The 24,351-nt window shown below is 67.7% G+C and carries 21 protein-coding genes; 7 read left to right on the top strand and 14 right to left on the bottom strand.

Going from position 1 to position 24,351, the window contains the following annotated elements; all coding sequences use genetic code 11:
• Nucleotides 1–40: 40 nt before the first annotated feature.
• Nucleotides 41–2,053: a Hint domain-containing protein gene (locus POL67_RS04400; protein WP_271915775.1), complete on the top strand. Its 2,013-nt coding sequence runs from the start codon at nucleotides 41–43 to the stop codon at nucleotides 2,051–2,053.
• Nucleotides 2,054–2,126: 73 nt separating this feature from the next.
• On the opposite strand, the gene POL67_RS04395 is transcribed toward POL67_RS04400, so the two are convergent.
• From POL67_RS04395 to POL67_RS04385, 3 genes are read right to left on the bottom strand one after another with little or no spacing between them, the layout of a single operon-like run.
• On the bottom strand, nucleotides 2,127–2,993 hold the full coding sequence (locus tag POL67_RS04395) for a phytochelatin synthase family protein (protein ID WP_271915774.1): 867 nt from the start codon (nucleotides 2,991–2,993) through the stop codon (nucleotides 2,127–2,129).
• Between the two features lie 36 nt (nucleotides 2,994–3,029).
• A complete protein-coding gene (locus POL67_RS04390) occupies nucleotides 3,030–3,791 on the bottom strand; it encodes an SDR family NAD(P)-dependent oxidoreductase (RefSeq protein WP_271915773.1) in 762 nt (253 codons plus the stop codon).
• Complete coding sequence (locus tag POL67_RS04385; RefSeq protein ID WP_271915772.1) at nucleotides 3,792–4,475, bottom strand: TetR/AcrR family transcriptional regulator; 684 nt, start codon at nucleotides 4,473–4,475, stop codon at nucleotides 3,792–3,794.
• A 264-nt stretch (nucleotides 4,476–4,739) separates the two neighbouring features.
• Here POL67_RS04385 and lepB point away from each other — a divergent pair, with 264 nt between their 5' ends.
• A complete protein-coding gene (gene lepB / locus POL67_RS04380; protein ID WP_271915771.1) occupies nucleotides 4,740–5,291 on the top strand; it encodes a signal peptidase I in 552 nt (183 codons plus the stop codon).
• On the opposite strand, the gene POL67_RS04375 is transcribed toward lepB, so the two are convergent.
• The 4 genes from POL67_RS04375 to POL67_RS04360 all read right to left on the bottom strand — a co-directional run bounded on the left by POL67_RS04375 (nucleotide 5,288) and on the right by POL67_RS04360 (nucleotide 11,065).
• A complete protein-coding gene (locus POL67_RS04375; protein ID WP_271915770.1) occupies nucleotides 5,288–7,795 on the bottom strand; it encodes an ATP-binding protein in 2,508 nt (835 codons plus the stop codon). The two genes, lepB and POL67_RS04375, sit on opposite strands and share 4 nt — an antisense overlap.
• 124 nt (nucleotides 7,796–7,919) lie before the next feature.
• Nucleotides 7,920–8,741 (bottom strand): hypothetical protein, encoded by an 822-nt coding sequence (locus POL67_RS04370; RefSeq protein WP_271915769.1) that lies wholly within the window; start codon nucleotides 8,739–8,741, stop codon nucleotides 7,920–7,922.
• 70 nt (nucleotides 8,742–8,811) lie between these two features.
• Nucleotides 8,812–10,164: a radical SAM protein gene (locus POL67_RS04365; protein WP_271915768.1), complete on the bottom strand. Its 1,353-nt coding sequence runs from the start codon at nucleotides 10,162–10,164 to the stop codon at nucleotides 8,812–8,814.
• Nucleotides 10,165–10,240: 76 nt separating this feature from the next.
• Nucleotides 10,241–11,065 carry a metallophosphoesterase gene (locus POL67_RS04360; RefSeq protein ID WP_271915767.1) on the bottom strand — a complete coding sequence of 275 codons (825 nt, stop codon included), beginning with the start codon at nucleotides 11,063–11,065 and terminating at the stop codon, nucleotides 10,241–10,243.
• Nucleotides 11,066–11,163: 98 nt separating this feature from the next.
• Between POL67_RS04360 and POL67_RS04355 the strand changes: the two genes are divergently transcribed.
• Entirely contained in the window at nucleotides 11,164–11,577 is a 414-nt protein-coding gene (locus tag POL67_RS04355; protein WP_271915766.1) for a DUF3224 domain-containing protein, read from the top strand.
• 119 nt (nucleotides 11,578–11,696) lie between these two features.
• Here the strand turns inward: POL67_RS04355 and POL67_RS04350 are convergent, their stop codons facing one another.
• Nucleotides 11,697–12,170 (bottom strand): hypothetical protein, encoded by a 474-nt coding sequence (locus POL67_RS04350; protein WP_271915765.1) that lies wholly within the window; start codon nucleotides 12,168–12,170, stop codon nucleotides 11,697–11,699.
• Between the two features lie 340 nt (nucleotides 12,171–12,510).
• Here POL67_RS04350 and POL67_RS04345 point away from each other — a divergent pair, with 340 nt between their 5' ends.
• Entirely contained in the window at nucleotides 12,511–13,347 is an 837-nt protein-coding gene (locus POL67_RS04345) for a hypothetical protein (protein WP_271915764.1), read from the top strand.
• Between the two features lie 10 nt (nucleotides 13,348–13,357).
• On the opposite strand, the gene POL67_RS04340 is transcribed toward POL67_RS04345, so the two are convergent.
• The 5 genes from POL67_RS04340 to POL67_RS04320 all read right to left on the bottom strand — a co-directional run bounded on the left by POL67_RS04340 (nucleotide 13,358) and on the right by POL67_RS04320 (nucleotide 20,730).
• Complete coding sequence (locus POL67_RS04340; RefSeq protein WP_271915763.1) at nucleotides 13,358–16,678, bottom strand: serine/threonine-protein kinase; 3,321 nt, start codon at nucleotides 16,676–16,678, stop codon at nucleotides 13,358–13,360.
• A gap of 8 nt (nucleotides 16,679–16,686) precedes the next feature.
• Complete coding sequence (locus POL67_RS04335; protein WP_271915762.1) at nucleotides 16,687–18,108, bottom strand: sigma 54-interacting transcriptional regulator; 1,422 nt, start codon at nucleotides 18,106–18,108, stop codon at nucleotides 16,687–16,689.
• Between the two features lie 132 nt (nucleotides 18,109–18,240).
• Complete coding sequence (locus POL67_RS04330; protein ID WP_271915761.1) at nucleotides 18,241–18,807, bottom strand: hypothetical protein; 567 nt, start codon at nucleotides 18,805–18,807, stop codon at nucleotides 18,241–18,243.
• A 16-nt stretch (nucleotides 18,808–18,823) separates the two neighbouring features.
• A complete protein-coding gene (locus tag POL67_RS04325) occupies nucleotides 18,824–19,594 on the bottom strand; it encodes an SDR family NAD(P)-dependent oxidoreductase (RefSeq protein ID WP_271915760.1) in 771 nt (256 codons plus the stop codon).
• 47 nt (nucleotides 19,595–19,641) lie between these two features.
• The gene (locus POL67_RS04320; protein ID WP_271915759.1) at nucleotides 19,642–20,730 is read right to left on the bottom strand and encodes a hypothetical protein; all 1,089 of its coding nucleotides are present in this window, start codon (nucleotides 20,728–20,730) and stop codon (nucleotides 19,642–19,644) included.
• A gap of 183 nt (nucleotides 20,731–20,913) precedes the next feature.
• Here POL67_RS04320 and POL67_RS04315 point away from each other — a divergent pair, with 183 nt between their 5' ends.
• The 3 genes from POL67_RS04315 to POL67_RS04305 all read left to right on the top strand — a co-directional run bounded on the left by POL67_RS04315 (nucleotide 20,914) and on the right by POL67_RS04305 (nucleotide 23,594).
• Nucleotides 20,914–21,309, top strand: coding sequence for a YciI family protein (locus tag POL67_RS04315; protein WP_271915758.1), 396 nt, complete (start codon nucleotides 20,914–20,916; stop codon nucleotides 21,307–21,309).
• Nucleotides 21,306–22,565, top strand: coding sequence for an RNA polymerase sigma factor (locus tag POL67_RS04310; RefSeq protein ID WP_271915757.1), 1,260 nt, complete (start codon nucleotides 21,306–21,308; stop codon nucleotides 22,563–22,565). Before POL67_RS04315 ends, POL67_RS04310 begins: the two co-directional genes overlap by 4 nt.
• Nucleotides 22,566–22,811: 246 nt before the next feature.
• Entirely contained in the window at nucleotides 22,812–23,594 is a 783-nt protein-coding gene (locus POL67_RS04305) for a GON domain-containing protein (protein ID WP_271915756.1), read from the top strand.
• A 12-nt stretch (nucleotides 23,595–23,606) separates the two neighbouring features.
• On the opposite strand, the gene POL67_RS04300 is transcribed toward POL67_RS04305, so the two are convergent.
• On the bottom strand, nucleotides 23,607–24,242 hold the full coding sequence (locus tag POL67_RS04300; RefSeq protein ID WP_271915755.1) for a hypothetical protein: 636 nt from the start codon (nucleotides 24,240–24,242) through the stop codon (nucleotides 23,607–23,609).
• Nucleotides 24,243–24,351 lie beyond the last annotated feature (109 nt).

The following is a 24,351-nucleotide window of genomic DNA, read 5'->3' as shown; positions in this document are numbered from 1 at the left end:
GCCCATCAAGGGAGAACCGTGCTCGGGTCGGGACAACCCCATGGCCACGCTCCCTCCGCGACGCAGACGCTCCTGGCTCACGCTCCTCGTCCTCGGCGCGGCCCTGCGCGCGAGCTGCGGTGCCGCGGACACGGGTCTCGGCGTCGCCGAGGCGGCGCCGAAGCTCCCCGAAGCGCAGGCCGTCGCGTCGATCACCGAATTCAACGACAATCGTGGGTTGCCGGCGCTGCGCTTCCGCCTGCTCAACCCCTCGGCGCCGTTTGATCGTCTCACGGTGCGGAGGAGCCGCGGCCCCGTCGTTCCGGGCTCGTGTGATGCAGGCGAGCTCTTTGCCACGTTCCCGCGGGCGAAGCTCCGCGGCGCCCGCCTCACGCTGCCCACGACCGCGAAAAAACCGCTGTCGAATGGCGATTCGTACCGCGTTTGTGCATATCGAAAAGACCGCCTGGTCGCGACCAGCACGCTCGCCGGCGAGCGCCACGTGCCTTGGCTCTCCGCACGCGCCTTGCCAGGGGCGATCGAGGTGGACGTGCGGGTCTCGCCGCTCGACGACGACGCCGTCTCGTTTGCGCTCGTGTTCGCCGAAAAAGGGGAGCCGCTCGGCGGACTCGTGCGCATGACTTGCCGCGACGGACGCGTCGTGCGCGAGGTCGGGCGCGCCGTATTCGCGGCCGCGGGCGGCGACGATCTGACCCTCCCCTTCCGGGTTGCTCCGCCGGAGATCCGCCGTGACCGTCGGTATGCGGTGCTCGGCTGCGTGCGCGACCGCGAAGGGCGCCTGCACGCCGTGGAGGAAGCCTGGGGCACGTCCGTCTCGCTCGTCGACGGCCCCGAGGAGCACAATATCGTGGCCACGCCCTCCGGCGGCGTTCAGGACGATCGTATCGCCCCGGGGCACCACGTGCTCGCCTACGATGTCAAAAAGAAGCAACAGGTCACGACGCGCGTGCGCTCCGTGCGCACGAAGTCACTCCCTTCGGTGTGGTTGCGCCTCGACGACGGACGACGCATCGAGGTCCCTCAGGCGCGTGCGTTTTTCCTGCCAGACGCCGGGACATTCCGAGCCGCTTCGAAGTTGCAAAAAGGCGACGTGCTCCTCACCGCCTCCGGGGCCCGCCCTCGCCTCGCCGCCGCCCCGAGCGACGCAGGTCAGCTTCATGCAGCATTGCTCGACGTCGGCGCGCCGGACGATTGTTTCATCGACGACCTCCTCGTCCGTGACGAACGGCCAAGCCAAGCGCGCGCGGGAGAACCCGAGAAACTGTCCCCTCCACCGGCCGGGCCCATCGAACTCGTGCCGGCGCCCTCCAGCTATGATTGCAGCCTCGATGTGAGGCTCCACGTCCGCGAGCTCCCACCGGAGGCCCGTGCCGTCGCGATCGTGGCCGCGCCGCAGGAAAAAGCGCCGGGCGCGCGTGCCGCGCTCACGTGTGACGCGGGCACCGTGGTTCGCACGCTCGACCGGCGGCTGCTCGACGCGCTCCTCGGCGAGCGCGCGCTCCGAACGGCAGATGGCGCGGAGCTCGATGTGCAGCTTTCCGGGGATCCTATCGATTGTGATGGCGGGCATCTGCTCGTGCCCTGCGTGCGTGATGCCAAGGGCACGATGCGTCCGTCGACCCATGCTGTGCACGGGATCGCCGGCGCATCCTGCTTCGCCGCGGGCACGCCCGTCATGACGCCGCGGGGCGAGGTGGCCATCGAGCGCCTGCGGCCCGGCGAGGCCGTGATCGGTTATGATGTCGAGAGCTCCGCACGCCGCGTTTTGCAGGTTCGCCGCCTCGCTGAGCGCAAGGAGCGGCCGGTGGCGACGTTTCGGCTCTCGAACGGGGAGGAGTTACGCGTGACGGCCGAGCATCCCATCTTCGTCGTGGGTCGCGGATACGTTCATGCACGGGCTCTCGAAATCGGGGACGTTTTTCTCGGCGCGGATGGCGCGCCGGTGACGCTTGACGCGCGTACCGAATTCGACCATCGCACGACGGTGTACGACCTCTCGGTCGATGGCCTCCACAATTACTTCGCCGGTGGCGTCTTGGTGCACAACTACTGATCGGGGTCAAGGAAAACGGTACTGCGGACGAAGGCAGGCCGCGCGGAGGGCGGACTCTTTTTCCATCACGCGCCTATGCCTTCCTCGCGAGCTTGCGCCGTGTACGCCACGCGCCCACGACGGCGCCGAGCCCGAAGCCTACAACAAACACAGCGGCTGCGAGGCCACCCAGGATACGCAGCGGGCTGCGCGCGGAGCGCTCGCCCGACGGCCCCGGTGGTTTTTCCGCGGCGGCAACGACCAGGTATCCGCGAGAACGGCCCGACACGAGGTCCGTCGTGCGAATCGCCTTGTAAAGCGACTCGGCCGGCACCCAGGTCGGTGGATACTTGTATCGCGCGACGTCCATCACGAGCACGCGGTCCTTCGTGGCGTTGTAGGCGCCGAGTGGAGAATGGTGGCCCGTGTACTCCTGACCGACCTCCGACCGTTGATAATTCACGACGATGAAGTTCGTCGGGTCCGCGAGGTTCTCGGCGAGGCGCTTGCGAAACTCCTCCAGCGTCGTATCCTCGCCGTGCACCACGTCGACGCGTACGGGATGGCAGCGGAGCAGATCCGCGAGCTGCGCCAGCGTGGTCCCGCCTCGCGCGACGGACTCGGGCGTGTACACAGTGCGCGCGCACGAGTTGAAAAAGTCGCCGTGCGTGAAGGTCTGCACGCCGAGCTTGTCGTCCAGCGGCGCGGGGACCTGAAGGGCGTTGAGAATCGTGACGGCGCTCGCGATGCCACACGCAGACGGCGTCTCCTGCGTCGTGTGATGTCCGGCGATGTGAAAGTAATCGGCGCGCGCAGCCGATTCGACGAGGAGCGCCTCGCCCTCGGGCGTGTCGAGCGCGACGAGGTCGGCCGGAAGCGCGCTCTGCTGCGCGCGTGCAGGCGCCGCGGTGAGCCAGGTCATCGTGGCGAGCGCGGCCGCGGTTCGTCGAAGAATCCTCATTCGTCCCGTGTTGATCATCGGAGAAACCCGCGCTCCTCACGCGGCGAGAAAGCCGCCGTCGACGGGCAGAGGCGCGCCGGTCACGTACCCCGCGCTGTCGGAGCACAACCAGAGCACGGCGCCGGCAACCTCCTCCTCGGTGGCCATCCGCGACATTGGATGCTGCGCGACGAGGTTTTCGACGATCTCGGGGGCAAACGTCTCGAACTGGCGCATGCTGGGTGTCGCTGTGACGCCCGCGCAAATGGCATTCACGCGAATTCCACGGGTCGCATACTCCAGCGCCACGGACCGCGTCATTCCGACGACCGCGTGCTTGGAGGCGACGTACGCGTGCTGCGCAGGCCTCCCGGCCATCCCGAAGATCGAGCTGATGTTGACGATGGAACCTCCTCCCGATACGATCATCGCCGGGATTTCATGACGCATGGCGAGCCATACTCCCCGGGCATTGACAGCCATGACGTCGTCCCACACGCCCTGATCGGTGGCGTCGAGCGGGGTCATGTCCCCACCGCCGGCGCAGTTCACCGCAAAATTGAGCCGGCCGAAATGCTTTACGGTATCTTCCACGGCGCGCGACACCGCGGTCTCATTCCGCACGTCGGTCGGGACGAAAAGGGCACGCGCCCCCTCGGCCTGCAGCGCCGCGCACGCCTCGCGCCCCGCGGCTTCCCCGCGGGCGGCAATGGCGACGCACGCGCCCGCCCGCGCGAATCCGCGCGCCGAAGCGAGCCCGATGCCCGAGCTGCCGCCAATGACGAGTGCGACACGCCTCGAGAAATCAAATCGGATCATTCAAGTTTCCTTTCGACGCTCGGGCTTCTTCTCCGAGCCCAAGCCTTTTCGTATGAATTCAACGGCCTGATGGGCCAGCGCTCGACGACGCTTGGGCCCGAGCCGCTTGCGGAGAGAATCCGATGCCAGCACTTCGTGGAGCTCGGCCCCAAGCTCCTGGAGCACCACGTCGGTCAATCCAGGGCCGATGATCGTGGCCACGAGGCGCGTCGCCACGTCCAGATCGGGCGCGTGAAGCGCGCCGCTCTCGGCGCCGGTTTCAAGCACGGCCCGGAGCTCCTGAAGACCTGCTTCGCAGATGGCCTTGTGCAGGCCGCGGACCTCCGGGTTCGCCGTCGGATCGGCCGCGGCCGCGGAGAGACGGGCGAGGCGCGGGTGCTCGACGAGGAACGCCATGCCGCGCTCGACAAAGTCCTCGAGGCGTGTCCAGAAATCGCCTTCCGGGTCCGGCTTTCCGACGAACGCGCGCTTCAGGCGCGGCGCCTCCTCGGTGAGGAGCCATCGGTAAAGGTCGAGCTTGTCTTCGAAGTATTGATAAACGCTGCCTTTGGGGATGTTGGCGCGGCGCGCGATCTGCGACAGCGATGCCTCGGCGTACGTCCGATCGGCGAACTCGGCGATGGCCTCGTGCACGAGGCGCGCGCGCCGCTCCTCGGGGAGCCGGAAAAAGGTGCTCTTCGGCATGCGACCGATCAGTCATATGACCGATCGGTCGTACTGTCAAGGATGCCGTGGACGCTCGGCCGGCACGTCCGACCGCGCGCGTCCGAGGCGTGCACGACGCCAAGGACAACGTCGCGGGAATAGACGCGGACGCGGCCGGTTTCGGGCGCGATGGCCGACCCTCTTTCTGCTCGCCCTTCCACCCCTCCCCCTGCGCCTTCGTCCTCGCCGTCGCCACGGTCGCGGCCGAGCCGCCGCCGTCACGTCATCAAAGAGTTCCTGCCAATGGGCGCCGCCGCCGCCGTCATGCTCATCGCGCGGACCTCGCTCGCCGACCATTACGTCGTCCCGAGTGGCTCGATGGAGCCGACGGTCCAGGTCGGCGACCGTATCCTCGTCGACAAACGCGCGTTCGGGTTGCGGTTGCCCGTGGTCGACACGTATATCCTGCCGCTCGCGGAGCCGAAGCCGGGGGACGTGGTCGTCCTGGCGTCGCCCGAGAATGACAGCACGCTGTTGAAGCGGGTCGTCGCGGGGCCTGGGGACATGGTCGCCGTGAAGGGCGGCCGCGTCACGCTCAATGGGCAGGAAGCGCCCGTCACGCACGAGCGCGGCGGCGCCTGGGAGGCGCTCGGCGATACGCGCCACCCGCTGCGCCTCGGCGGCCCTGATTTCGGCCCCGTGCGCGTTCCCGACGGCCATTACCTCGTGATGGGCGACAACCGCGGAAACAGCCACGACGGCCGGATCTTCGGATTCGTCGCGCGCGACGCGATTCGCGGGCGCGCCGTGCGCGTATTCCTCCGCAACGGCGATTTCACCTGGAAAACGCTCTAGCCCGTCCGCCGCCTCGAATCATTCACGGGGCATACCGCGATCCCACCCCTATCCGCGACGTCGCATACCTCCTCGCCCCCGGAAGCCCGAGCGTCTACGATGGGGAGCCGGACGGCGAACGTCGCGCCCTTTCCCTCGCCGGCGCTCGTCACGCCCACGGTGCCGCCATGGAGCTCGACCAGGTTCTTCACGATCGCGAGGCCGAGGCCGAGCCCGCCGTGCTCGCGCGTCGTCGAGCTGTCTGCTTGGCGAAACCGCTCGAAGACGTGCGGCATGAATTCGGGCTTGATGCCTTGTCCCGTATCGGTGACGGTGATCTCGGCATCACCGTCGACGCGGTCGAGCGTGACCTGCACCTTCCCGCCGCTCGGTGTGAATTTGACGGCATTGCTCACGAGGTTCCAAACGACCTGTTGCAGCCGGTTCGGATCCCCGCGTACCTTCCCTGAAAAGGGTCTCGAATTGGATTCGAGATGAACTTGCTTTGCCGCGACCGAGGGAGCGACGGACGAGAGAACGAGCGCGAGCACATCATGCAGGTCCACCGATCGCATGTCCAGGTGCGCCTTCCCGGAGCTGATTCGGCCCATGTCGAGCAGGTCCTCGATGAGCTGCGCCAGGGCGCGGGCATTACGATCGATGGCCATGAGCCCCTTGTGGAGGTCCTGGTCCTTGCCGTTCGCCCGGCGGCGTAACACCTGCGACCAACCGAGAATGGCGGTGAGCGGGGTGCGGAGCTCGTGGCTCACCGTCGAGAGAAACTCGTCTTTGAGGCGGCTCGCGCGCTCTGCGTCCGCGCGTGCGGCCCGCTCGCTCTCCAGCAATCGCTCGCGCTCGTTCTCGGCGCGCTTGCGCGCGGTGATATCCATTCCGGAAGGGATGAGGTGGGTGACGTGCCCCTCGTCGTCGCGCAGGGGTGCGAGCTGAAAGTCGACGCAGATGAGCGAACCGCCTGCCATGCGCGCCGTCACGTCGAAACGAACGACCTCGCCGCGCGTCGCGCGGGCCATGGCATCGTGGAGCCGCGCCTGCACTTCGGGCAAACCGCTCCACCAATAACAATCCCAAAATTTCCTCCCGAGGACCTCGGTGGCGGAGATGTTCGCCGCTTCGAGCGGCGCGCGGTTGCACTGGAGGAGTGTCCCATCAAGGGCCATCACACCCACGAACGCAAACAAGTTATCGAGGACGCGGCGGATGTGCGCTTCGCTCTCGTGCAACGCCGCTTCGGCGAGCTTCCGCTCCGTGATGTCCCGAACGACCCCGAGCATCACGAGCTCGTCCCCCTTGCACTCGATGGCCCCGCTCGACTCCAGCCACACGACGGAACCGTCGGCGTGAATGGCGCGATATTCATCCTTGTAGGAATGGGGACCACTCCCCCCCGCCCGAGCCTGCTCGATGGCCTCGTTGACCGTCCTTCGGGCCAGCTCGCGGTCGTCGGGATGCACGCTCTCGATCCACCGCTCGTAATCGACCATGCAGCCCCCTCGGTGGCCGTAAAGCTCGCAGGCCTCCGTGGTCCAAAAGGTCCTCCCGGTCGTGAGGTTCCACGTCCAGACGCCGGTCCTTCCCGCTCGGCTGGCGAGGCGCAGCCGTTCCTCGTTCTCGCGGAGCACCTCGCCCCTTCGCCATTCGTCCACGACAGCGGCCAGGACCAGCGTGGTCATTGCGGCCACGGCGACGAATTGCTGGAGCAGAACGAGCTGGAAATTTTCTGCGAGGGTGGCAAACGCCCCATACCCTGCCGTCGTGCCCCAGACTGCGGCCGCGGCCACCGGGAGCATGGCCGTCGTCGCCCCCCGCACGCCCCCCGCCAACGCCCCCCACATGAGCGCCGGGAAAATCGCCCATGCGAGGGGGAGGCGGGGCATGTGAGGCCCGAAGATCAACCATGCGACGCTCCCCGCCGTCACCGTGCTCAACAAGAGATGAAGCCACCACCGAAAGCTCCGGCCGATCGGCTCGCTGCGCGTCCAGCTCAACACGAGGGGCGCGACGACCAGCATGCCCGCCACATTGCCCGCCCACCAGTTGAGCCACAACACCGGGGCCCAGACGAATGCATGCGCAACCACGCTGGCGAGCGCGACGCTGCCGATGGTGGCGCCGACAGCCGAGCTGACGAGGCCGGCGCCGATCAAGGCCAGCATGTCGCGCAGACGCGTCAGCGCGAGCCGGATATGAACGCGTTCCAAAATCCACGCTCCGATCACAGCAGCGAGCGCGTTTCCCATCGCAATGGCGGCCTGGGCCCATAACGGAAGGGCACGCCCGTCTACGAGGAACGCCACCAGCCTGCCGGCGAACACGGCCGGCCATAGCCGCCGGCCGCCGAGCAAAAGGCCGGCGAGGGCAACCCCCGCAGCAGGGAACACCGGCGAACCCGCGCCGCGGATCGTCGCCCACTGCAGCCCCCAGTCCGCGAGGAGGAAGTAACTCGTGAACAACGCGGCGGCAGAACCAAGTGTGCGGGACCAGTCCGCCTTACCGCTTTTTTCCATGCACCTACCCCACTGCTTCGTAATGCGCAGCGCCTGGAGTTGCCTCTGCCGCTCGTGGTGGTGTGGGAAGAATTTCGCCGGTCGAGCCGCGCAGTCCGTTCGTTTCGCGGGGAGACGAACGAGGTCAGCGTTCGAGGAGCCACGCCATGGCCTCGGCCATGATCTCGTCGATGTTGCCCGAATAGTGATGCCCTGCGCCGGGCATCACCCACAACCTCGCGGGATACCCTTGCGCGACGAGCTTCGCCACCGTCGCGCGCTCGCCCGCGACCTGGCCACTTCGCTCCCCCGCGATCATCGCCACCGCGCGCACGCCGGCTTTGCGCAGCGCCGCGCCTTCGAGCGGCACATCCGCCTCGTTCAAAATGAGATACGGCCAGCGCCCCGGATGCGCCAGCGCGATTCGCGCCGCGGCATAAGCGCCACGGGAAAACCCCGTCAAGATGGCGCCCTCGCGGGTGATCTCGCTGGGGTGCGTCGCGTCGACCACGACGATCGCCTTTTCGAGGTCGTCCCCCATTTTCTCGTAGGACCCCGACCACGTCGGCGCATCATAGGCGGCCTTGCCGCACGTCGCATCGCCGGTCGGACAAACGAGGAAACCGACATGCGAAGCCGCATTCACCCAGTAGCCGCAGGCATACCCGGGTGGATTGCAGACGCCGTGCAGGTTCGCGATCAGCCTGTGCCCCTTCGCGCGCTCGCTTGGCCTCGCGAAAAACACCGTACGCTTGCCGAGGAACGGAATCTCGAACGGACCGATCTCGCGCTTGGGCTCGACGTCGGGCCCCGCGTCGATGATGGGCTCCGGCCCCGCGTCCTCGAGCACGACCTCGGGTGGACGTGCATCGACGGGGCTCGAGCGCGGGGCCTCACACGCTGCGAGAAACAACAACGAGAGGGCGGCGCGCGCGGCGGTCTTCGAGGTCGACGGGAGGAGGCGCATGGTCACGCACATGGTATCGTGCGAAAGCGACGATGTGTGACGAGGCGCCACGCGGCCGAGGTCCGACCGATCACCGCGCGCGGACGTGACCATTTGCGCGGTGGATGCCGGTCCGCGGCAATACACCCATTTTCTCGGCGACCTCCACGTTGATGGCATGAATCGCAGCCTGATCGTCTGCGGCCACGCCACGCTCGTGCATGGTCCGGGCGATCATGTTGATCGCCACGCGCACGCTGCAAGCATGGCCGATGCTCCCGCCGAAGACCTCGGGCTTCACGAAACGAAGGTGCGCGCCGACGCGCCGCTCGGCGTGCAGCTTGTACACGAACGCGTCCTGCATGTGGTTGAGCAGCTCGACGATGTCCCGCTCATGCACGTTGCCATACCCGTCGCCGCCCTCGATCAGAGGGCAAAGCGCGATCTCGCCCGTCGCCTTGATGCGCAGCGTGGGGGCGGGGCGGAAGAAGTTCTTGCAGCGGAGCTCGTCATTGGTGAACGCCGCGAGGTCGCGGCGCGAACGCCGGAGTTTCACGCCGCCGCCGACGTCGATGAAATTGCTCACGTAGTTGGATTCGTCCAGCACGAGCCGCTGCGCAGCCGTGAGATCGTCCGGCGCGGGACCATAGATGCGCCGCGAGAGGCCGGCCATCCACGGCTGCGTTTCCGCGCGGGAGATGCCCATGCCGACCACGAGGGACACGCGTGGTTCGAGGCCGGCGTCGCGCACCTTGTCGAGCCCCTCGATCACGCGATCATAGAGACCCGGCACCCCGCGGCAAACATCGTGCGCCGCAGCAGGGCCGTCGAGGCTGACGATGACGTGCGTGAGGCCGCGGGCCCGGAGATCACCCAGGTATTCGCGATCGCTCGCATAACGTTTTCCCGCCGCGCGGAAATTCGTTTCGCCGAAGAACCACCCGCTCGTGATGACGGACGCGTGTGTGCCGCCCTGCGCGCGGATGTACGCGACGAGATCGAGCCATCCCTTGCCGTACAGCGTAACCTCACCGCCGATGAAATCGAAGCGGTCGAGGCCGAGCGGCACGACGGCGTCGACGATCCGCCGGAGCCGCGTCGGATCGGCCTCGGCGTGCGCCTCCAGGTTCGAATTGCGGCAGTGGTTGCAATCGAGGTTGCAGACCGTCGTGTACTCGAAGACCACGCGCCGGAGGTGCTCCAGCGGGTTGCGATCATAACGCAGGCGGGCGGCGTCGCGATCCATGCCTTCGGGGGCCGGCTCGATCATCCCGCGCGCCACGAGCGCCGAGAGCTCGGGACTTTCGTCCTCGTCGAGGACGCCGCGAGAGAAGATCCGACAGAGCCGACCCACGTCGTCCGCTTCGACGGCCTGGTCGAGCGCGCCCGAACGCGCGAGGTGCAAGAGGTAGCGGTGCCCGTAGTTGCTGAGAATAAAGCGCATCGACGCCTCCCGCGCAGAGCATCGGAGTCTACTCGGTTTCGGCCCCGGGCGCGACGAGGATCCGGCGAGTTCCCGCTCATCCAGCGACGAGCCGCAAGAGGGGCAACTCCGGCCTGCACGTGAACCGCACGGGCAGAACGCTCGTGCCGATACCGCGGCTCACGTAAATGGGCCCCTTGGCCGTCGTATACATCCCTGCTCGAAAACGCCCCGAGCCGGGCGGGACCCATATCGGCGCGCCGAAGGCCCGCACCTGTCCGCCATGCGTGTGTCCTGAAAGGCCGAGATCGAAGCGCGGCGCGTCGCTGGGCAGCTCGTCGAAAATGCCAGGCGCGTGCGTGAGAAACAGCCGCGCGGGTCCGGAGGGCAGGTCGCGCAGCGCGGCAGTGAGATCGTCGTGCCCGCTGCAAAAATCGTCCGTGGCGACGACGGTAATGCCGCTCGTGAGCCGCGTGGATTCGTTTCCGAGGAGCCTCGCGCCGACACGCACGAATGCCCGGCGTAGGTCGTCCATCGGGACCCCGCCCCAGTGCTCCCAGTTCCCGACCGTCGCGACCACCTCGCGCCCCGTCGCGGCGAGCGCGCGGCAGAACTCCGAGAGCACGCTGAGCGCGTTCGGATCCTCGACGGAGTCGCCGGTCAGGACGACGAGGTTTGGCTGGAACGACTTCATGGCCGCCAGTACGGCGTGGTGCACATGTCCGAGCGAACTCAAATGCAAATCCGAGAGGTGGGCGATGCGGAAGCCCTCGAGGCCCCGCGGGAGGCCCGGGACGGGGATGTCGTGCTCGACGATCTCGATCCTGGCAGGCTCGATCGCGAAGGCGTCGAGCGCAGCGATCCCGACCGCACAACAACCCGCGACGCGCAGGAGGTCTCGTCGACGCAGGCGCTTCTGCATCCGAAACCCTAGCAGCCTCGACGGCCCCGCGCCCGTACCGCAGGAAAACGCCGCCGGCGGGGTTGCACGCCGGGGTCTGTCCCGGTACCGTCCGCCCCATGAACCACAAGGCCCAAGGACGCTTCGATATCACCCGAACCGCCGAACCGCCGTACGATACCCGCGAAGGCGCCACGCTCGGGCGCAGCCGCTTCGACAAACGATTCGAGGGCGGACTCGTGGCCACGAGCGTCGTGGAGATGATCAGCGCGGTGTCTGGCGTGAAGGGTTCGGCCGGATACGTGGCGCTCGAGCGCGTGGAAGGCGCGCTCGACGGGCGCTCCGGGAGCTTCGTGCTGCAACACAGCGGCACGATGGACCGCGGCGCCGCCTCGCTTTCGGTGACCGTGGTGCCCGACACCGCCACGGGCTCCCTCACCGGGCTGCACGGCCGAATGCAAATCGACATCGTGGGCGGCGAACACCGATACACGTTCGACTACGATCTACCCGCCGAGCCCGCGGCCCCGTAACGCGCAGACGAAACGTTTGAGCTTGCGGGGGCCCTTCGAAGCCGACGACCTCGACGACGCTCCGATCGGCACCGACGCGGTGCTTCTCGCAGAGGGCTTCACCGCATCGAAGGGCCTATCTAGCAATCGGTCTTGGCGCAGGCGCCATCGCTGCACACATAACACGCCGCGCTCCCGTCGAGCCACGTGATCTTGCAGTGGCCCGTGGTCCCGAAGAGCACGTGGCACTGGATCGTCATCTCGCTCGGGTCGGGCGTGGAGCTCTGGAGGTCCTCCAGCGCGTAAAGCATGGTCGCGCCATAAGCCGGATCGCATCCGACGAGCCCCCCGGCCGCGTGGATGCCGCAAACCGCCAGCGTCGCATCGTCCGTGACCTTGTCACCCACGTTGTACACAACGAACGGTCTCTGGCCATCGGCGGTGGCGACGTACTTGAAGCCGTCGGTGGTCGTTGCGATGCGGATGTAACCCGCCACGTCACCATAATGACCTCCCACGGCGGCGAGACGATCGGAACGCGAAGTCGTCACCCGGGCGAGGGCCGTGCTCGCCGCGAGAGCGACGAAGAGTCCGAGTGCGCCTATCTTCTTCATGGCTGCTCCGGGCGCTGGGGTTTCCAATGCACGGAACGTGCCTCGCACAGGACGTGCCAGGCGAGGCCAACGGGTGGCTATGGGCATTTATCATTCCGGCGACGAGCTCCCGATGTTCTGCGGCGCAGAAGCGCTGTCACAACGGCGGAACACCGGGTGTCACGGCGGCGTGACAGTGTCGCGGCACCATGTCTCGCGAGGCGGGGCTGTGGCGCATGTTCCGTGCGATGGAGCATGCGCCGGGCCACCTTTCGGCCTGGCATGGGTCTTGTTATGATGGGCCGTATCCACGCGACGGACGAAAACGTCGCCCGAACTTCAGATAAAGGACTCAACTGCCATGACACCCCACCGCTCCCTCCTCCTTGCTGCTGCCATCGGTTCCGGTCTGCTCACGGCGGGGTGTCTCGCGGCGCCCGAGGATAGCGTCGATCCCATCGACAGCGTCGGGCTCGAGACACTCGAGGCCGGCGATCACGGAACCAACAGCCTCGGCACCGACGACTTCCACGATCACGCGGACCTGCTATGGGAAGCGGCGGACCTCAGCATCAACGCGCCGGAGAATACGGCCGTGGCCGAGCTGCTCGCCGACACGGGTAGCCGCACGCTCGCGTATGCGATCCACTGCGCATTGCCGGAGGGAACCTACGGCCCCGGCGGTCACGTCGGATGGGGCCACCTGAAGACCACGCCGGAGTGGGCGACGCGCGGCCTCACCCTCTCCGAGAAGTTGGACCTCTTCACATGCATGCTCGTGAACATCAACCCCAAGGAGACGCCCGTGCCGATCCGGATCACGGGGGATTCCGTCACCTCCAACGGCCTAAAGGGCATGCAGGCCATCATGTTCGGCTTCCAAGAGGCCCTCTGGGTGGCTCGCCTGTCGGACACGGGAGAACGCGAGTACATCGTCTGGCCCTTAAAGGAACTCGTCCTGCCATGCGAAAATTCGTACAACACGCTGCTGACGCGGACTTGCACATCGGAGCACACACCGGGCGACCTGATCCCCGACTGCAATGTGGAAGTGCGATCGAGCATGGGTACGGATTGCACGCAGAACCCCGTCACGAAAAACTGGAGCTGCCTCGGCCGTCCTGCCATCAAGACCTGGCTCAACACCATCGGAGGATTTTTCACCGCGGAGCACGACCCCGCGTGCGACGGCCCTTGATGCAATATTCTCAGGGGCCGCGCGCCGGCGCCTCCCGCGCAAGGCGCCGCGCGGCCTCGATGGCCTGCCGGTCCATCCTCTCGACGAGCGGGTTGTCCCGCGCAGCCGCCGAAAATGCCTCCAGCGACAATTTCGCAGCCTCGCGCGCCTCGCTCTCCCTCTTGGCCATCGACGCCCGCAGAAGCAAGAGCCTGCCCTTGCACGCGAGGGCGCCCGGCATGCGGGGATGAATGGACAACGCCTGCGTGATGAACGCCAGCCCCCGCGTGATCTCGGGCTCCGCGCCTCCGCCTCGCCCGCTCCTGAACCGACCTTTGAGCTCGTGAATCTCGCCAAGCGCGACGTAAAGTCGAGGATCGGCGCGCTTCACGTCGAGGAGCGGCAAAACCGATTCGAGCGCCGCATCGAATCGAGCCTCGTTGGCCTTGTTCCGTTGCATCGCCCAGCGCAGGGCGATCGTCTCCACCATGGCGCTCCCCACCCGATACTCGAGGTGACTCGGCTTCGCCTTCATGGCGTTTCCGAAGGCGTCCCTCGCTTCGAGGATCCAGGACGACGGATCCTCCCCGCGCTCGCAATGAAGCCGCGCGCGGATCGTGGCCGCTCGTCCGCGGAGCTTGTCCGTGAGGGAGGACGTCGGCGCGAGGCGCGCGTGCTCCGCGGTGTTTGCGTCGGCCCGGAGCAATGCAGGCGTCGGATCGCCGCCGGATTCGAGCAGGTACGTCGCTTCCATCAGCGCCAGCATGGCGCGAAAGCGATGCGGCACCGACGAGCGCGGCGATTGCTGCTGAAACGCATCGATCAGCGCCTCCGCTTCCTTCACGACGTCGCGCGGGGATTGCCCCATCGCCACCGCTTGCTCCGCCAGCAGCAATCGATGGTCGATCGCCGTGAGCTTCGCGTAGGAAAAACTCGGGTCGATCTCGAGGGCCTTGTTGCAACGCCGAAGTCCCTCCTCGATGGAGCGGCGCGCGTCGATGCCGTGCATGAATTCGTGCTGGGCACGGGAATAATACGCGGAGCAGCTTTCGTTCAGCGCCCACACGAAGACGGGGTCCCGCAAGAGCGCCTCGTCGTACGCCGTGATGGCGTGGTCGACCGCGGGCACCACATCGAGGCCGCGCTCGCTCGCGTGAAGGGCCCGCGTCCGCCAAACCGCGGCCACGACGTACCACGCCATCGGCTCCTCGGCGCCCCTCTGCGCCGCCTTCTCCGCGTGCTCGAGGGCCTTCGCGATCGCGACCTCCGGCTGCTCGTCGGGCGCATCCCCGACGGCGACGTGCCACGCGAAATGCGAATGCAATTGCGCCAATCGCAGGTGTCCGAGACCAATCGCGGGGCTCGCGGCGATCGCGTTTCCACACGCCTCCTTCGCCGCCTCGAAGCTCGGCCGGAGGGCCTTCTGCGCCGCGCGCGCGCCGTTCATCTCCTGCGTGAAGAGCTCGCACATCGCGACGTGCACCGCCGGATCGCTGCTCCCGATGGCGGCGGCCGCGTGATACGCGTCCCCCGCCTGACCGAACCAATTCGACATCTTTTCGTGGTCGAACGCCGCGTCGTGGCCGTACTTCCTCCCCATCGCGAAGAGCACGTCGCCTTCGAGCTTCCGCGCCTCGTACAGCCAAGGCGCCTTCTCGAAGGCCTCCCGCGCCTTCACGAGCGCCTCCTCGTGCCGCCCCTCGTGAAACGCGATCAGCCCCTCCACGTACGCAGGCGCCTCGATCGTCCCCCCGAGCGCCGCTTTGAGGTGCACGAGCGCCGGCGCCTTGTATTCGGCCTCGATCACCGCGATGCGTTGTCGCTTCCGCTCCCCCTCCATCCGCTTCGTGTCCGCGAGCTCTTTCTTGTAGATCTCGCTGAGCGCCATCCCCATCGAATAATCGAGCCCCGTATCCCGATACCCCGCGGCCTCCGCCCGCGTGAGGTGCGCGAGCGCCTCCGCGTGCTCCTGCAGCGCGAGGTACCCACACCCGAGCGCATAATGCCCCGGCCCCTCGCCGATCTTCCCCACGGCGCCCATCGACGACGCGATCGCCTTCAACCGCTCGCGCACGATCGTCCGCTCGCGATCCATGTCGTGGAGCGGCATGCCGTGCGCGTTTCGCAGGAAAAACTCCATTTCCTTCACGCTCTCGCCGAGTTCGCGCGAGAGCGTCACCTGCGTGGCAGCCCGCTGTCGCTCGCGTATCCAGGCCCCGACGAGCACCGCCACGACGACGAGCGCGACGCTCGCGAGCGCCACCTTGCCCTTGTGCCGCCGCGCGCGCTTCCACAGGACGTATCCGACCGATCGCCGCCGCGCCTCCACCGGATCACCATCGAGGAACCGCTGCAGATCGTCGCCCAGCGCCTTCGCCGATTCGTATCGCGCCGAAGGCTCCTTTTCGAGGCATTTCATCACGATCGCCTCGAGGTCCTGGGGCACGTCGCGAAAAACCTTGCGGACCGGCGGGGGCTCGTCCTGCACGATCCCCTGGAGCAAGGACGGGAGGTTGTCGGCGACGATCGGCGGACGGCCGGCGAGGACGTCGTAGAGCGTCGCGCCGAGGCAATACACGTCCGTGCGACGATCGAGGGAGCGCACCTTCCCCGCCGCCTGCTCGGGCGCCATGAACGACGGCGTTCCCATGAGCGCGCCCGTCACCGTCGCCCCGGTATCACCCATTTCCCGCGCGAGGCCGAAATCCATGATGTAGGGCTTCCACGCCCCGTCCTCGCCGCGCTCTACCAGGATGTTCGCGGGTTTGACGTCGCGATGCACGAGCCCGATCCGATGCGCCTCGTGCAAAGCCAAGGCGACCTGCCGGACGACGCGCACCTTCTCTTCCAGCGTCATCGCCGACCTCACCTTGTCGAGCGGCTCGCCATGCAGGAGCTGCATGACGATGAACCGGATATGATCGGCCGTCCCGGCCTCGTACACCTCACACACGTTTTCATGGTCGATGCGCGCCTGCGAGCGGGCCTCGCGGAGCAAGCTGCCGCCGAGCTCGGGATCGGCGCCGAAGAGAAGCTTGATGGCGACCTCGCGGCCGAGGCGAAAATCCCGCGCCTTGTACACGGCGCCCATTCCACCACGCCCGAGGAATTCGAACGCCTCGAAACGCGAATACAGCGCCGGCGGGATTTCCGACATTTCAGCGCCCGCGTCCGGCGGCACCTGCTCCGCACGCGCGATCTGCGCAGGTGCGTCCAGCGTATGGGTGACGTCGGACGCGCCGGCCGAAGATGCATGGTCCACGACGGGCGGCGCGCGAGGCGGCTCGGCCTGCTCGACCGTCACGTCCTGCGTTTGTCCGGGCTCGTCCCGTCGCAGCCGTCCGTATTTCATCGCGTCGATCAGGTCCGCCGCGACGCCGGGCTCTCGGAGAGGCCATCCTTGGCGCGTATCCCGTGCCGGTCGAGCAACCGGTGAAGGAGCTGCCGCGAGACGCCCATGGCCTCGGCCGCGCGCGAGATGTTGCCGTCGTACTTGCGAAGCTTTGCCGTCGCGTACTTGCGTTCGAGCTCTGCCAGCACGGCCTCACGCGCCTCGGGCAGCGAAAGTTCGAGCAATTTGCCGAGCTTCAAATCCTCCGGATCCACCTTCGCCGCCTCGTCGGCGCGCAGCGGCGCGGCCGTGGGCTCGGGCGCGTAGCCCGCCGCAGGGCCCAGGATCTCGTGCAGGAGCTCGGGAAACAGCACGAGACGCGCGATCACGTTTCGGAGCTCGCGCACGTTGCCCGGCCATTCGTATCCCACCAACATAGGAAGGGTCTCGGGCGGCAGGTCCGAGGCCTTCAGCGGTGGATTGCGGCTCGAAAGGAAACGTTCGACGAGCAGCGGAATGTCCTCCCGCCGCTCACGCAGGGGTGGCACTTGAAGCTCGAGCACCGAGAGGCGGAAATACAGGTCCTGCCGGAACTTGCCCGCTGCCACCATGGCCTTGAGGTTCCGATGCGTGGCCGCGACGATGCGCACGTCGATGGCCCGCTCCTGCGTCGAACCGAGCCTCCGCACGGTCCGAGCCTCGATCACGCGGAGCAATTTCTGCTGCGCTTCGAGCGGAACTTCACCGATCTCGTCGATGAAGATCGTCCCCTGATGCGCGGCCTCGAAGAAGCCCGCCCGGTTCACCGCGCCCGTGGCCGCACCCGCGACGGTCCCGAAGAGCTCGCCCTCGATGGTGGACGACGGGATGGCCCCACAATCGACGATCACGTACGGGCCATGGGCGCGCCGGCTCTCCTGGTGAAGGGAGCGGGCGAGCACCTCCTTGCCCGTGCCGGATTCGCCGAGCAAAAGAATGGTCTCTTCGGATTTCGCCACGCGCTCCAGCCGCGCGAAGAGCGCCCGCATCGCGAGGCCTTCGCCGACCGCGTCGCCGAACGAGCCGCGCGTGGAGAGGGGAAGGACGGCGGCCCCGCCGGACGGCTGCACAACGAGCATCGAATCGCCCACGGTGGCGGGCACGCCCGGCGGGAGGAGGGCCTCGACGATACGCACGTCACGAATGAAGGTGCCATTCCGGCTCTGGATGTCCTTCAAGAGGACGCCCTGCTCGGTGAGGCGGATCTCGCAATGCACCCGCGATACCTTGGGATCCGTGACCACGAGATCACATTCGGGGCTCTTGCCGAGCACGAGGGGCGCGAGCCCGAGGGGCGCCGTGACGGTTTGCCGATCGGGGGGCGTGACGGTGACCCGAAGGTTCGGCAGCCGCAGGGATCGTCCGTCGTCGATGCTCGTCAAGGTGAAGGAAGCGTCGCGTTCGCTGGACACGGCGGCATCCTATCCCCCATCACCGCGGAATTTCAACCTCCGCCGCCGTCGGAGGCGTGCCCCCGATAGCGTATCGACGAGATCGCGCCGCAAGAGCCCGAGGCCAGGACTTTGGTGGCCGACAGCCCGCCGTCATTCCCTCCGCGGGGTCACTTCTCCCATATCGACCACGGCGCCCGCCGAAGTGCCCGCGGGGAGCTTCGGCGCGTCGTAGCCTTGGCCGCCCGGGAGGCCCGGCTCGCGATGGAGGTGCGCCGCAGGGTAGCCGTGAAAATCCCGGGTCGTCAGGCGGATCTGGCAATCCGCCGCGGGCAGCTCCAGGATCGCGTGGGGGCCATTCACTTCGAGATCCGACTCGACGATCTCTTTCGTGGTCGGGCAAATGCCGACGAGGCAATCGCGCCGACCCTTGCCCGTGCGGGCGCTGGGATCCCCGCCCCAGCCGTCGGGATTCGTGTACCGAACGGTGATCTTCGTCGAATCGGACGGGGGCCACCCGGCGGCGTCCCGCGTGCCGGCCTTCGAGAACGCCTGTCCGCGCGTCCAGCGAAAATCTTTGCCGAGGTCGTCGTACGTCAGGTCCTGCTGCTGGAGGAGCTCGCCGAGCGGACGCGGCGCCGGGGCATCCTTCGGAGGCTCGCTGCCCGTCGGCTTGCACGACATGGCGATCAGGCAGACTGCGATCGATCCTCGCTTCATTGCGAACTCCTCCGGATCATTTCGGCCCGACAAACGAGGCGCGCTCGAAGGCGTCCATGTCATCGTAATAACGGCGAACATTGTCGGCATACACGGGGCGCGTGTACACGTCGATCTGCGGATTGCGAATCGCGTCGATCACCACGTCGGCGACCTCGTCGACACTCTGCGCGCCCGGCATGGATCGCGAATCGACCCCGCCGTGCACGGCATTGAGGCCGAACTCCGTCGCGACGACCCCCGGCGAGACGGTGGTGACGACGATCCCCGGGAACGTGTGTCTGAGCTCGGCGCGCAGGCCGGCGGTAAGGGCGTTCAGCGCGTGTTTGGAGGCCGAGTAGGCGGCCCGGAGGGCGAAAAACGGGATACGGCCGAGCATCGAGGAGACGTTGAGGATCTGCCCCGCGTTACGCTCCTTGAAATGCGGCAGGATCGCCTGCATGCCGTAGAGCGCGCTTTTCACGTTGTCGCGCATCATCATATCGAGATCGTCGTCCGTGATTTCGGAGGGGGCGCGGGTGATGCCGCGGCCCGCGTTGTTGATCCACACGTCGACCCGGCGGAACCGCTCGACGGCCTGCCGCGCGAGGGATTCAACGTCGGAGCGCACGGTCACGTCCGTGATCACCGCGAGCGCGTCAGGCCCGCACGCGGCGGCGACCTCGGAGAGCTCCTTCTCCCTGCGCGCGGCGAGCACGACGCGCGCCCCCTCGGCCGCCGCCTTTCGCGCGATCGCAGCGCCGATCCCCGCGCTCGCCCCCGTGATGACGATGATCTTGTCCTTCATGCCCACGAGCATGCACGAAGGACCCGCACAGGGGAAGCGCCCCGTCGTCACTTCGAATAGGCCGCGTCGAACTGCTGCCGGAGCGACGCCTTCCGCGCCGGCGGCACCATGAAAACGTGCAGCGATTTTCCGTTCAGATGCGGCACCACCCAGGCAGGGAGCTTCTGGTACCGTTCGAGCTCCGCGGGCAAACTCTTCGAGGTGACCACGAAATCGTTGCTATAGCTGTTGCCCCCGAGGCCGCCGACATACGGCGCCGAGGCCCCAAAGCGGTAGAGCGCGAGCCCTGCGCCGCGCGGGCCATACAGGAGCACCACACCCGCGGGACGGACCTCCTTCGGCTCGACGTCGAGGCCCGTCGCCGCGGCTTTCGCCAGCGCAGCCCTGTCCTTCTCGGGCGGCGCGAGGTTCACGGCCGCGCCTCGGTCGAGGTCGATCGTCACGAAGTTCTGGCCGCGGATCCCATGCGCGCCGCCATGGTAAGCATAGGTGTTGACGCTGGCCACGACGAACGGCCCCATGCCGCCCTCGAATCGCACGCCGACGCTGTACTCCTCGAGCGAGCTCTCGCATTGGGTCCCCATCGTCGGATACCCGTGACCGTCTTTCCACGGCGCCACGCGCTTGCCGTCCTCGGCGCGCACGAGCTCGGGCATCTCCATGTTCGGGTTTTCCCGCACCGGCTGCCCGTTTCGAACGACGACCTGCCCCTCCGCGTCGAACGTGTACTGCGAGCATCCCTTCACGATCGTCGTCCCGAGCGACCAGATCGAGGTCGACGAGACGGCGAGGAGCCCCGGGCGCTCCCCCTGGACCACGGGTTTGTCCGCGACCCGCTCCACCCACGACGAGCGAAACCCGCCCGTCGCCTTGTCGTCCTTCTGCCAGACGATGACGGCCGTCACGCTCTCCGGATCCAACGGAGGCTCGGGCGCCGGAGCCGCCGCGCTCGGCGCCACGCTCGACGAGGCAGCGGGCGGCGGAGGCAGCGGGGCCACGGGCGCGGCCGAGGCGCTCGGCGCCAACGAGGAGGCCGAAGCGCGCGACGTCTCCGCCTCTCCCTCTCCCCGCTGGCAACCCGACACGACGAACGCGACGAGCAGACCCACACGACACGCGGCGCACGTAGCTTCCATCGTCGAGGACGGTAGCATCCGTTCCCCCCGTCCTCTCAACTCCCACATGTCGGTCCAAAAAATCTTCGCTACCGTCGTCCGCGATGTCGAGAACCCGCCCTCGGCTCCGACATCCCCGTGAAACCGCGCCCCGTCCCGGGGTGCTCCGAACCAAGAAGACCAAGAAGGAAGAAGGAGCCGAACATGAAATACCTCCTGATGATGCACACGCCGTCCGGGGGCCCCTACCAGGTCATGAGCTGGCCGCAGAAGGACCTCAAGGCGCACATCGACTTCATGAGGAGCTTCGCGCAGAAGCTCACCGCATCGGGCGAGCTCTTGGCGGCCGAAGGTCTGGCCGGTCCCGACCAGGCGAAGCTCGTGCGCGCCGGCAAGGACGGGAGGCCCGTCACCGACGGCGTGTTCCCGGAGGCGAAGGAGTTTCTCGCCGGCTACTGGTTCGTGGATGTCGCGAGCCCCGAGCGCGCCTACGAGATCGCCGCGCAGGCGTCCGTCGCGCCCGGCCTCGGCGGCGCGCCGCTCTACCTCGGGATCGAAGTGCGGCAGGTGATGGCCGCGCCCCCCGCCGATTGGCCGTGACCACGTCGTCTGTGAACCCCCCGATCGAGCGCCTGCTGCGTGACCTCGCGCCGCAGGTGCTCGGCGCCGTCGTCCGGCGCTTCCGCGACTTCAGCGCATCCGAGGACGCGGTGCAGGAAGCGCTGCTCGCGGCCGCGACGCAATGGCCACGCGAGGGCGTTCCGGACAACCCGCAGGGCTGGCTCGTCCAGGTCGCGGCGCGGCGCCTCGCCGATCACGTCCGAAGCGAGTCGGCCCGCCGCCGCCGGGAGGCGATCGTGGTCAGCCTCGTGCCAGCGGAGATGCAGGTCGCGCTCGCCGAAGCGGGCGAAGGCGACGAGCCGGACGACACGCTCACCCTGCTCTTCTTGTGTTGCCATCCCGCGCTCTCGCTTCCCTCCGCCATCGCGCTGACGCTGCGCGCGGTCGGCGGCCTGACGACGGCCGAGATCGCCCGGGCCTTTTTGGTCCCGGAGGCGACGATGGCGCAACGGATCAGCCGGGCCAAACAGAGCATCAAGGCCTCGGGCGTGCCGTTCGAACGGCCGACGCCCGAGGAGCGCGCCGAGCGGCTCGGCGCCGTGCTGCACGTGCTCTACCTCATCTTCAACGAGGGCTACACGGCGAGCGCGGGCCCGGCGCTGCACCGGAGCGATCTGTCGAGCGAGGCGATCCGGCTCGCGCGCGTGGTCCACACGCTCCTGCCGGATGACGGCGAGGTCGCGGGCCTGCTCGCGTTGATGCTCCTGACGGACGCGCGACGCGCGGCGCGGACGGGGTCTGCGGGCGAGCTGATCCCGCTCGACCAGCAGGACCGGAGCCTGTGGGATCAGGCAGCGATCGCCGAAGGGGTCGCGCTCGTGACGCGCGCCTTGTCGAGCGGGTCGATCGGCGCGTACCAGCTCCAGGCGGCGATCGCGGCCGTGCACGACGAAGCAGCGCGCGCCGAGGAGACGGACTGGCCGCAGATCCTGGCGCTCTACGGCGTGCTGATGCAGATGTCCGACAACCCCATGGTGGCGCTGAACCACGCCATCGCGACGGCCATGGTCCACGGTCCGGCCGCGGGGCTCGATCTCCTCCGGGCGCTCGACGAGGACCCGCGCCTCGCAGGCCACCATCGCCTCGACGCTGTGCGCGCGCATTTGCTGGAGCGGGCGGGCGATCGAGAAGCGGCGATCGAGAGCTACGGCAAAGCCGCGGGCTGCACGACGAGCCTGCCGGAGCGGGACTATCTGCTGACGCAAGCGGCGCGGCTCCGCGAGGCCGGGGTGTAGCGGACATACACGAGCCCCCGATTGGAGGTGCCAGCCTCCATGCTTGGCGGTTGTCCCCCTCAACGGCGCCGCCATGAGCGACGTGCGCCCCGGAGGCGCTCGCCGCGAAAATCGAAAATTAGCGCGCAAATCGCGGAATTCTCGCGGCCGGGCCCCTCTGGCACGACCGATGCAATTGCCATGGTCACGAACGACGGGGGGACGAAGCCCCCTAAGAAAAACACTCGAGCCCTCTCGGAGCTGACCATGAATCTCGTGCAGAACCTCTCGCGTTTCGCCCTCTCGTTTGCCCTTCTCGCCCCGTTCATGACGGGCTGCATTGCCGACGGCAGCGATCTCGACGCCGCGGACCTCTCCGAGGATTCGGTCGCCGAGGCCGAGCAGGCCCTCGGCCCGCAGCCGCCGCCTCCGCCGCCCCCACCGCCCCCGGCGACGTGCCAGGAGATCCGGACCCGGAACCCCAATGCCGGCGACGGTCATTACCTCCTGCACATCGATCACAACGTGGCCAAGGGCTGGACGGCGTACTGCCACAACATGGCCTCCTCGCCGGTCGAGTACCTCACGTTGCCCAACACCACCGCGTCGGCGAATTTCTCGCAGTACACCGTGGGCGGCGCCGTCTCGGGCTCGAACGTGCGGACGAGCTATACGAAGATCCGCATCGACCCGGATTCGCTGCTCGTCGATATCGGGGACCAGACGTTCTCCTCGTCGAGCGGCCAGCTCACGCACGGCGGCGGGCCCGTCACGTCGATGCCGTTCGGCGTGGGCATGTCGTGCGACGCGTCGCCCTCGGGCGTCGGCAACATCGACCTCACCGGCACGCCGTTCGCGGTGGCGGAGGACGCGTTCCAGGTCGGCGGCGCATCCTCCTCGGGCTCGGCGGTCTACAGCGTCGACAACCGCGTCGTGAATCTGAGCGGCGGCGGCTTCTGCGGCTGGATTTGCTCGAACCCGGCGACGTTCAACCCCTTCAATGACGCGGGCGACTTCCAGCTCGCCCTCGAATTCGTCCCGCCCTCCTGAACCACGCTCGCGTCAGCCCTCCGCTTTGTGGAGGAGCGCCGCCATCCACGCCTCTTCTTCCGCGGCCAACCGCAACGACTTCTCCCGCGCGGCGGCGCGCACTTGCTCGACCGGGGGGTCTTCGTCCGGATTGTGGTAGGCGCTCAAGAGCCCGATCGACGTGAGCCACTCGAGCTCGTCGAAGCCGGCGCCGATCTTGCGCAAAAAATCTGCAATCACGAGCGTCAAGAGCTTGAAGTGGCCCTTGTAGGGCAGGCCGAGCGGCCGTACCGGCGCCTCTTCGCTGATCCAGACCGACGCGGTCACCAAAAGCGCCTGCGCGGCGACGACCGGCTCCTCCGCGAGGATCTCGACGGCGTCGGCGATCATCGTGAGCGCGTTCGGATCGCGGAGCGCCATCATGCCTTTGCCTTCGAAGTGTCGCGCCTCGATCTCGGCCGGCACGACGGTGGCGCGGAGCGCGGACTGCCCGTCGCGGTTTTCCCATACGGGTGAGATCTGGATCCCGGACGCTCGCGTTTCGGACCGGAGATTCACCGTGTGGAGCAGGATGGCTCGCGCGTCGTGCATCAAGTGATCGACGTCCGGGAGCGCGTAGCCCTCCGGAAGCTGGAGGAAGGCGCGGGCGGAGGCTGTATCGAATTCCATGCCCCCTTCTACCATCGATCGGCCTGGCTCCGCGAGATCGGCGTGCCGTGCGTGACCGCGAGGACCTCGCCTGCAGCGTTTGGTGATCCCCACGGCCGACGTTTGCGAT

It is taken from the genome of Polyangium mundeleinium (assembly GCF_028369105.1).
Classification (GTDB): Bacteria; Myxococcota_A; Polyangia; order Polyangiales; family Polyangiaceae; genus Polyangium; species Polyangium mundeleinium.
This window is presented reverse-complemented; position numbering and strand designations above follow the sequence as displayed.

What these genes read in the sequence shown, in the direction of transcription:
- POL67_RS04400 (WP_271915775.1), top strand. Translation starts at nt 41, where the DNA reads ATGGCCACGCTCCCTCCGCGACGCAGACGCTCCTGGCTCACGCTCCTC.
- POL67_RS04395 (WP_271915774.1), bottom strand. Translation starts at nt 2,993, where the DNA reads ATGAGGATTCTTCGACGAACCGCGGCCGCGCTCGCCACGATGACCTGG.
- POL67_RS04390 (WP_271915773.1), bottom strand. Translation starts at nt 3,791, where the DNA reads ATGATCCGATTTGATTTCTCGAGGCGTGTCGCACTCGTCATTGGCGGC.
- POL67_RS04385 (WP_271915772.1), bottom strand. Translation starts at nt 4,475, where the DNA reads ATGCCGAAGAGCACCTTTTTCCGGCTCCCCGAGGAGCGGCGCGCGCGC.
- lepB (WP_271915771.1), top strand. Translation starts at nt 4,740, where the DNA reads ATGGGCGCCGCCGCCGCCGTCATGCTCATCGCGCGGACCTCGCTCGCC.
- POL67_RS04375 (WP_271915770.1), bottom strand. Translation starts at nt 7,795, where the DNA reads ATGGAAAAAAGCGGTAAGGCGGACTGGTCCCGCACACTTGGTTCTGCC.
- POL67_RS04370 (WP_271915769.1), bottom strand. Translation starts at nt 8,741, where the DNA reads ATGCGCCTCCTCCCGTCGACCTCGAAGACCGCCGCGCGCGCCGCCCTC.
- POL67_RS04365 (WP_271915768.1), bottom strand. Translation starts at nt 10,164, where the DNA reads ATGCGCTTTATTCTCAGCAACTACGGGCACCGCTACCTCTTGCACCTC.
- POL67_RS04360 (WP_271915767.1), bottom strand. Translation starts at nt 11,065, where the DNA reads ATGCAGAAGCGCCTGCGTCGACGAGACCTCCTGCGCGTCGCGGGTTGT.
- POL67_RS04355 (WP_271915766.1), top strand. Translation starts at nt 11,164, where the DNA reads ATGAACCACAAGGCCCAAGGACGCTTCGATATCACCCGAACCGCCGAA.
- POL67_RS04350 (WP_271915765.1), bottom strand. Translation starts at nt 12,170, where the DNA reads ATGAAGAAGATAGGCGCACTCGGACTCTTCGTCGCTCTCGCGGCGAGC.
- POL67_RS04345 (WP_271915764.1), top strand. Translation starts at nt 12,511, where the DNA reads ATGACACCCCACCGCTCCCTCCTCCTTGCTGCTGCCATCGGTTCCGGT.
- POL67_RS04340 (WP_271915763.1), bottom strand. Translation starts at nt 16,678, where the DNA reads ATGAAATACGGACGGCTGCGACGGGACGAGCCCGGACAAACGCAGGAC.
- POL67_RS04330 (WP_271915761.1), bottom strand. Translation starts at nt 18,807, where the DNA reads ATGAAGCGAGGATCGATCGCAGTCTGCCTGATCGCCATGTCGTGCAAG.
- POL67_RS04325 (WP_271915760.1), bottom strand. Translation starts at nt 19,594, where the DNA reads ATGAAGGACAAGATCATCGTCATCACGGGGGCGAGCGCGGGGATCGGC.
- POL67_RS04320 (WP_271915759.1), bottom strand. Translation starts at nt 20,730, where the DNA reads ATGGAAGCTACGTGCGCCGCGTGTCGTGTGGGTCTGCTCGTCGCGTTC.
- POL67_RS04315 (WP_271915758.1), top strand. Translation starts at nt 20,914, where the DNA reads ATGAAATACCTCCTGATGATGCACACGCCGTCCGGGGGCCCCTACCAG.
- POL67_RS04305 (WP_271915756.1), top strand. Translation starts at nt 22,812, where the DNA reads ATGAATCTCGTGCAGAACCTCTCGCGTTTCGCCCTCTCGTTTGCCCTT.
- POL67_RS04300 (WP_271915755.1), bottom strand. Translation starts at nt 24,242, where the DNA reads ATGGAATTCGATACAGCCTCCGCCCGCGCCTTCCTCCAGCTTCCGGAG.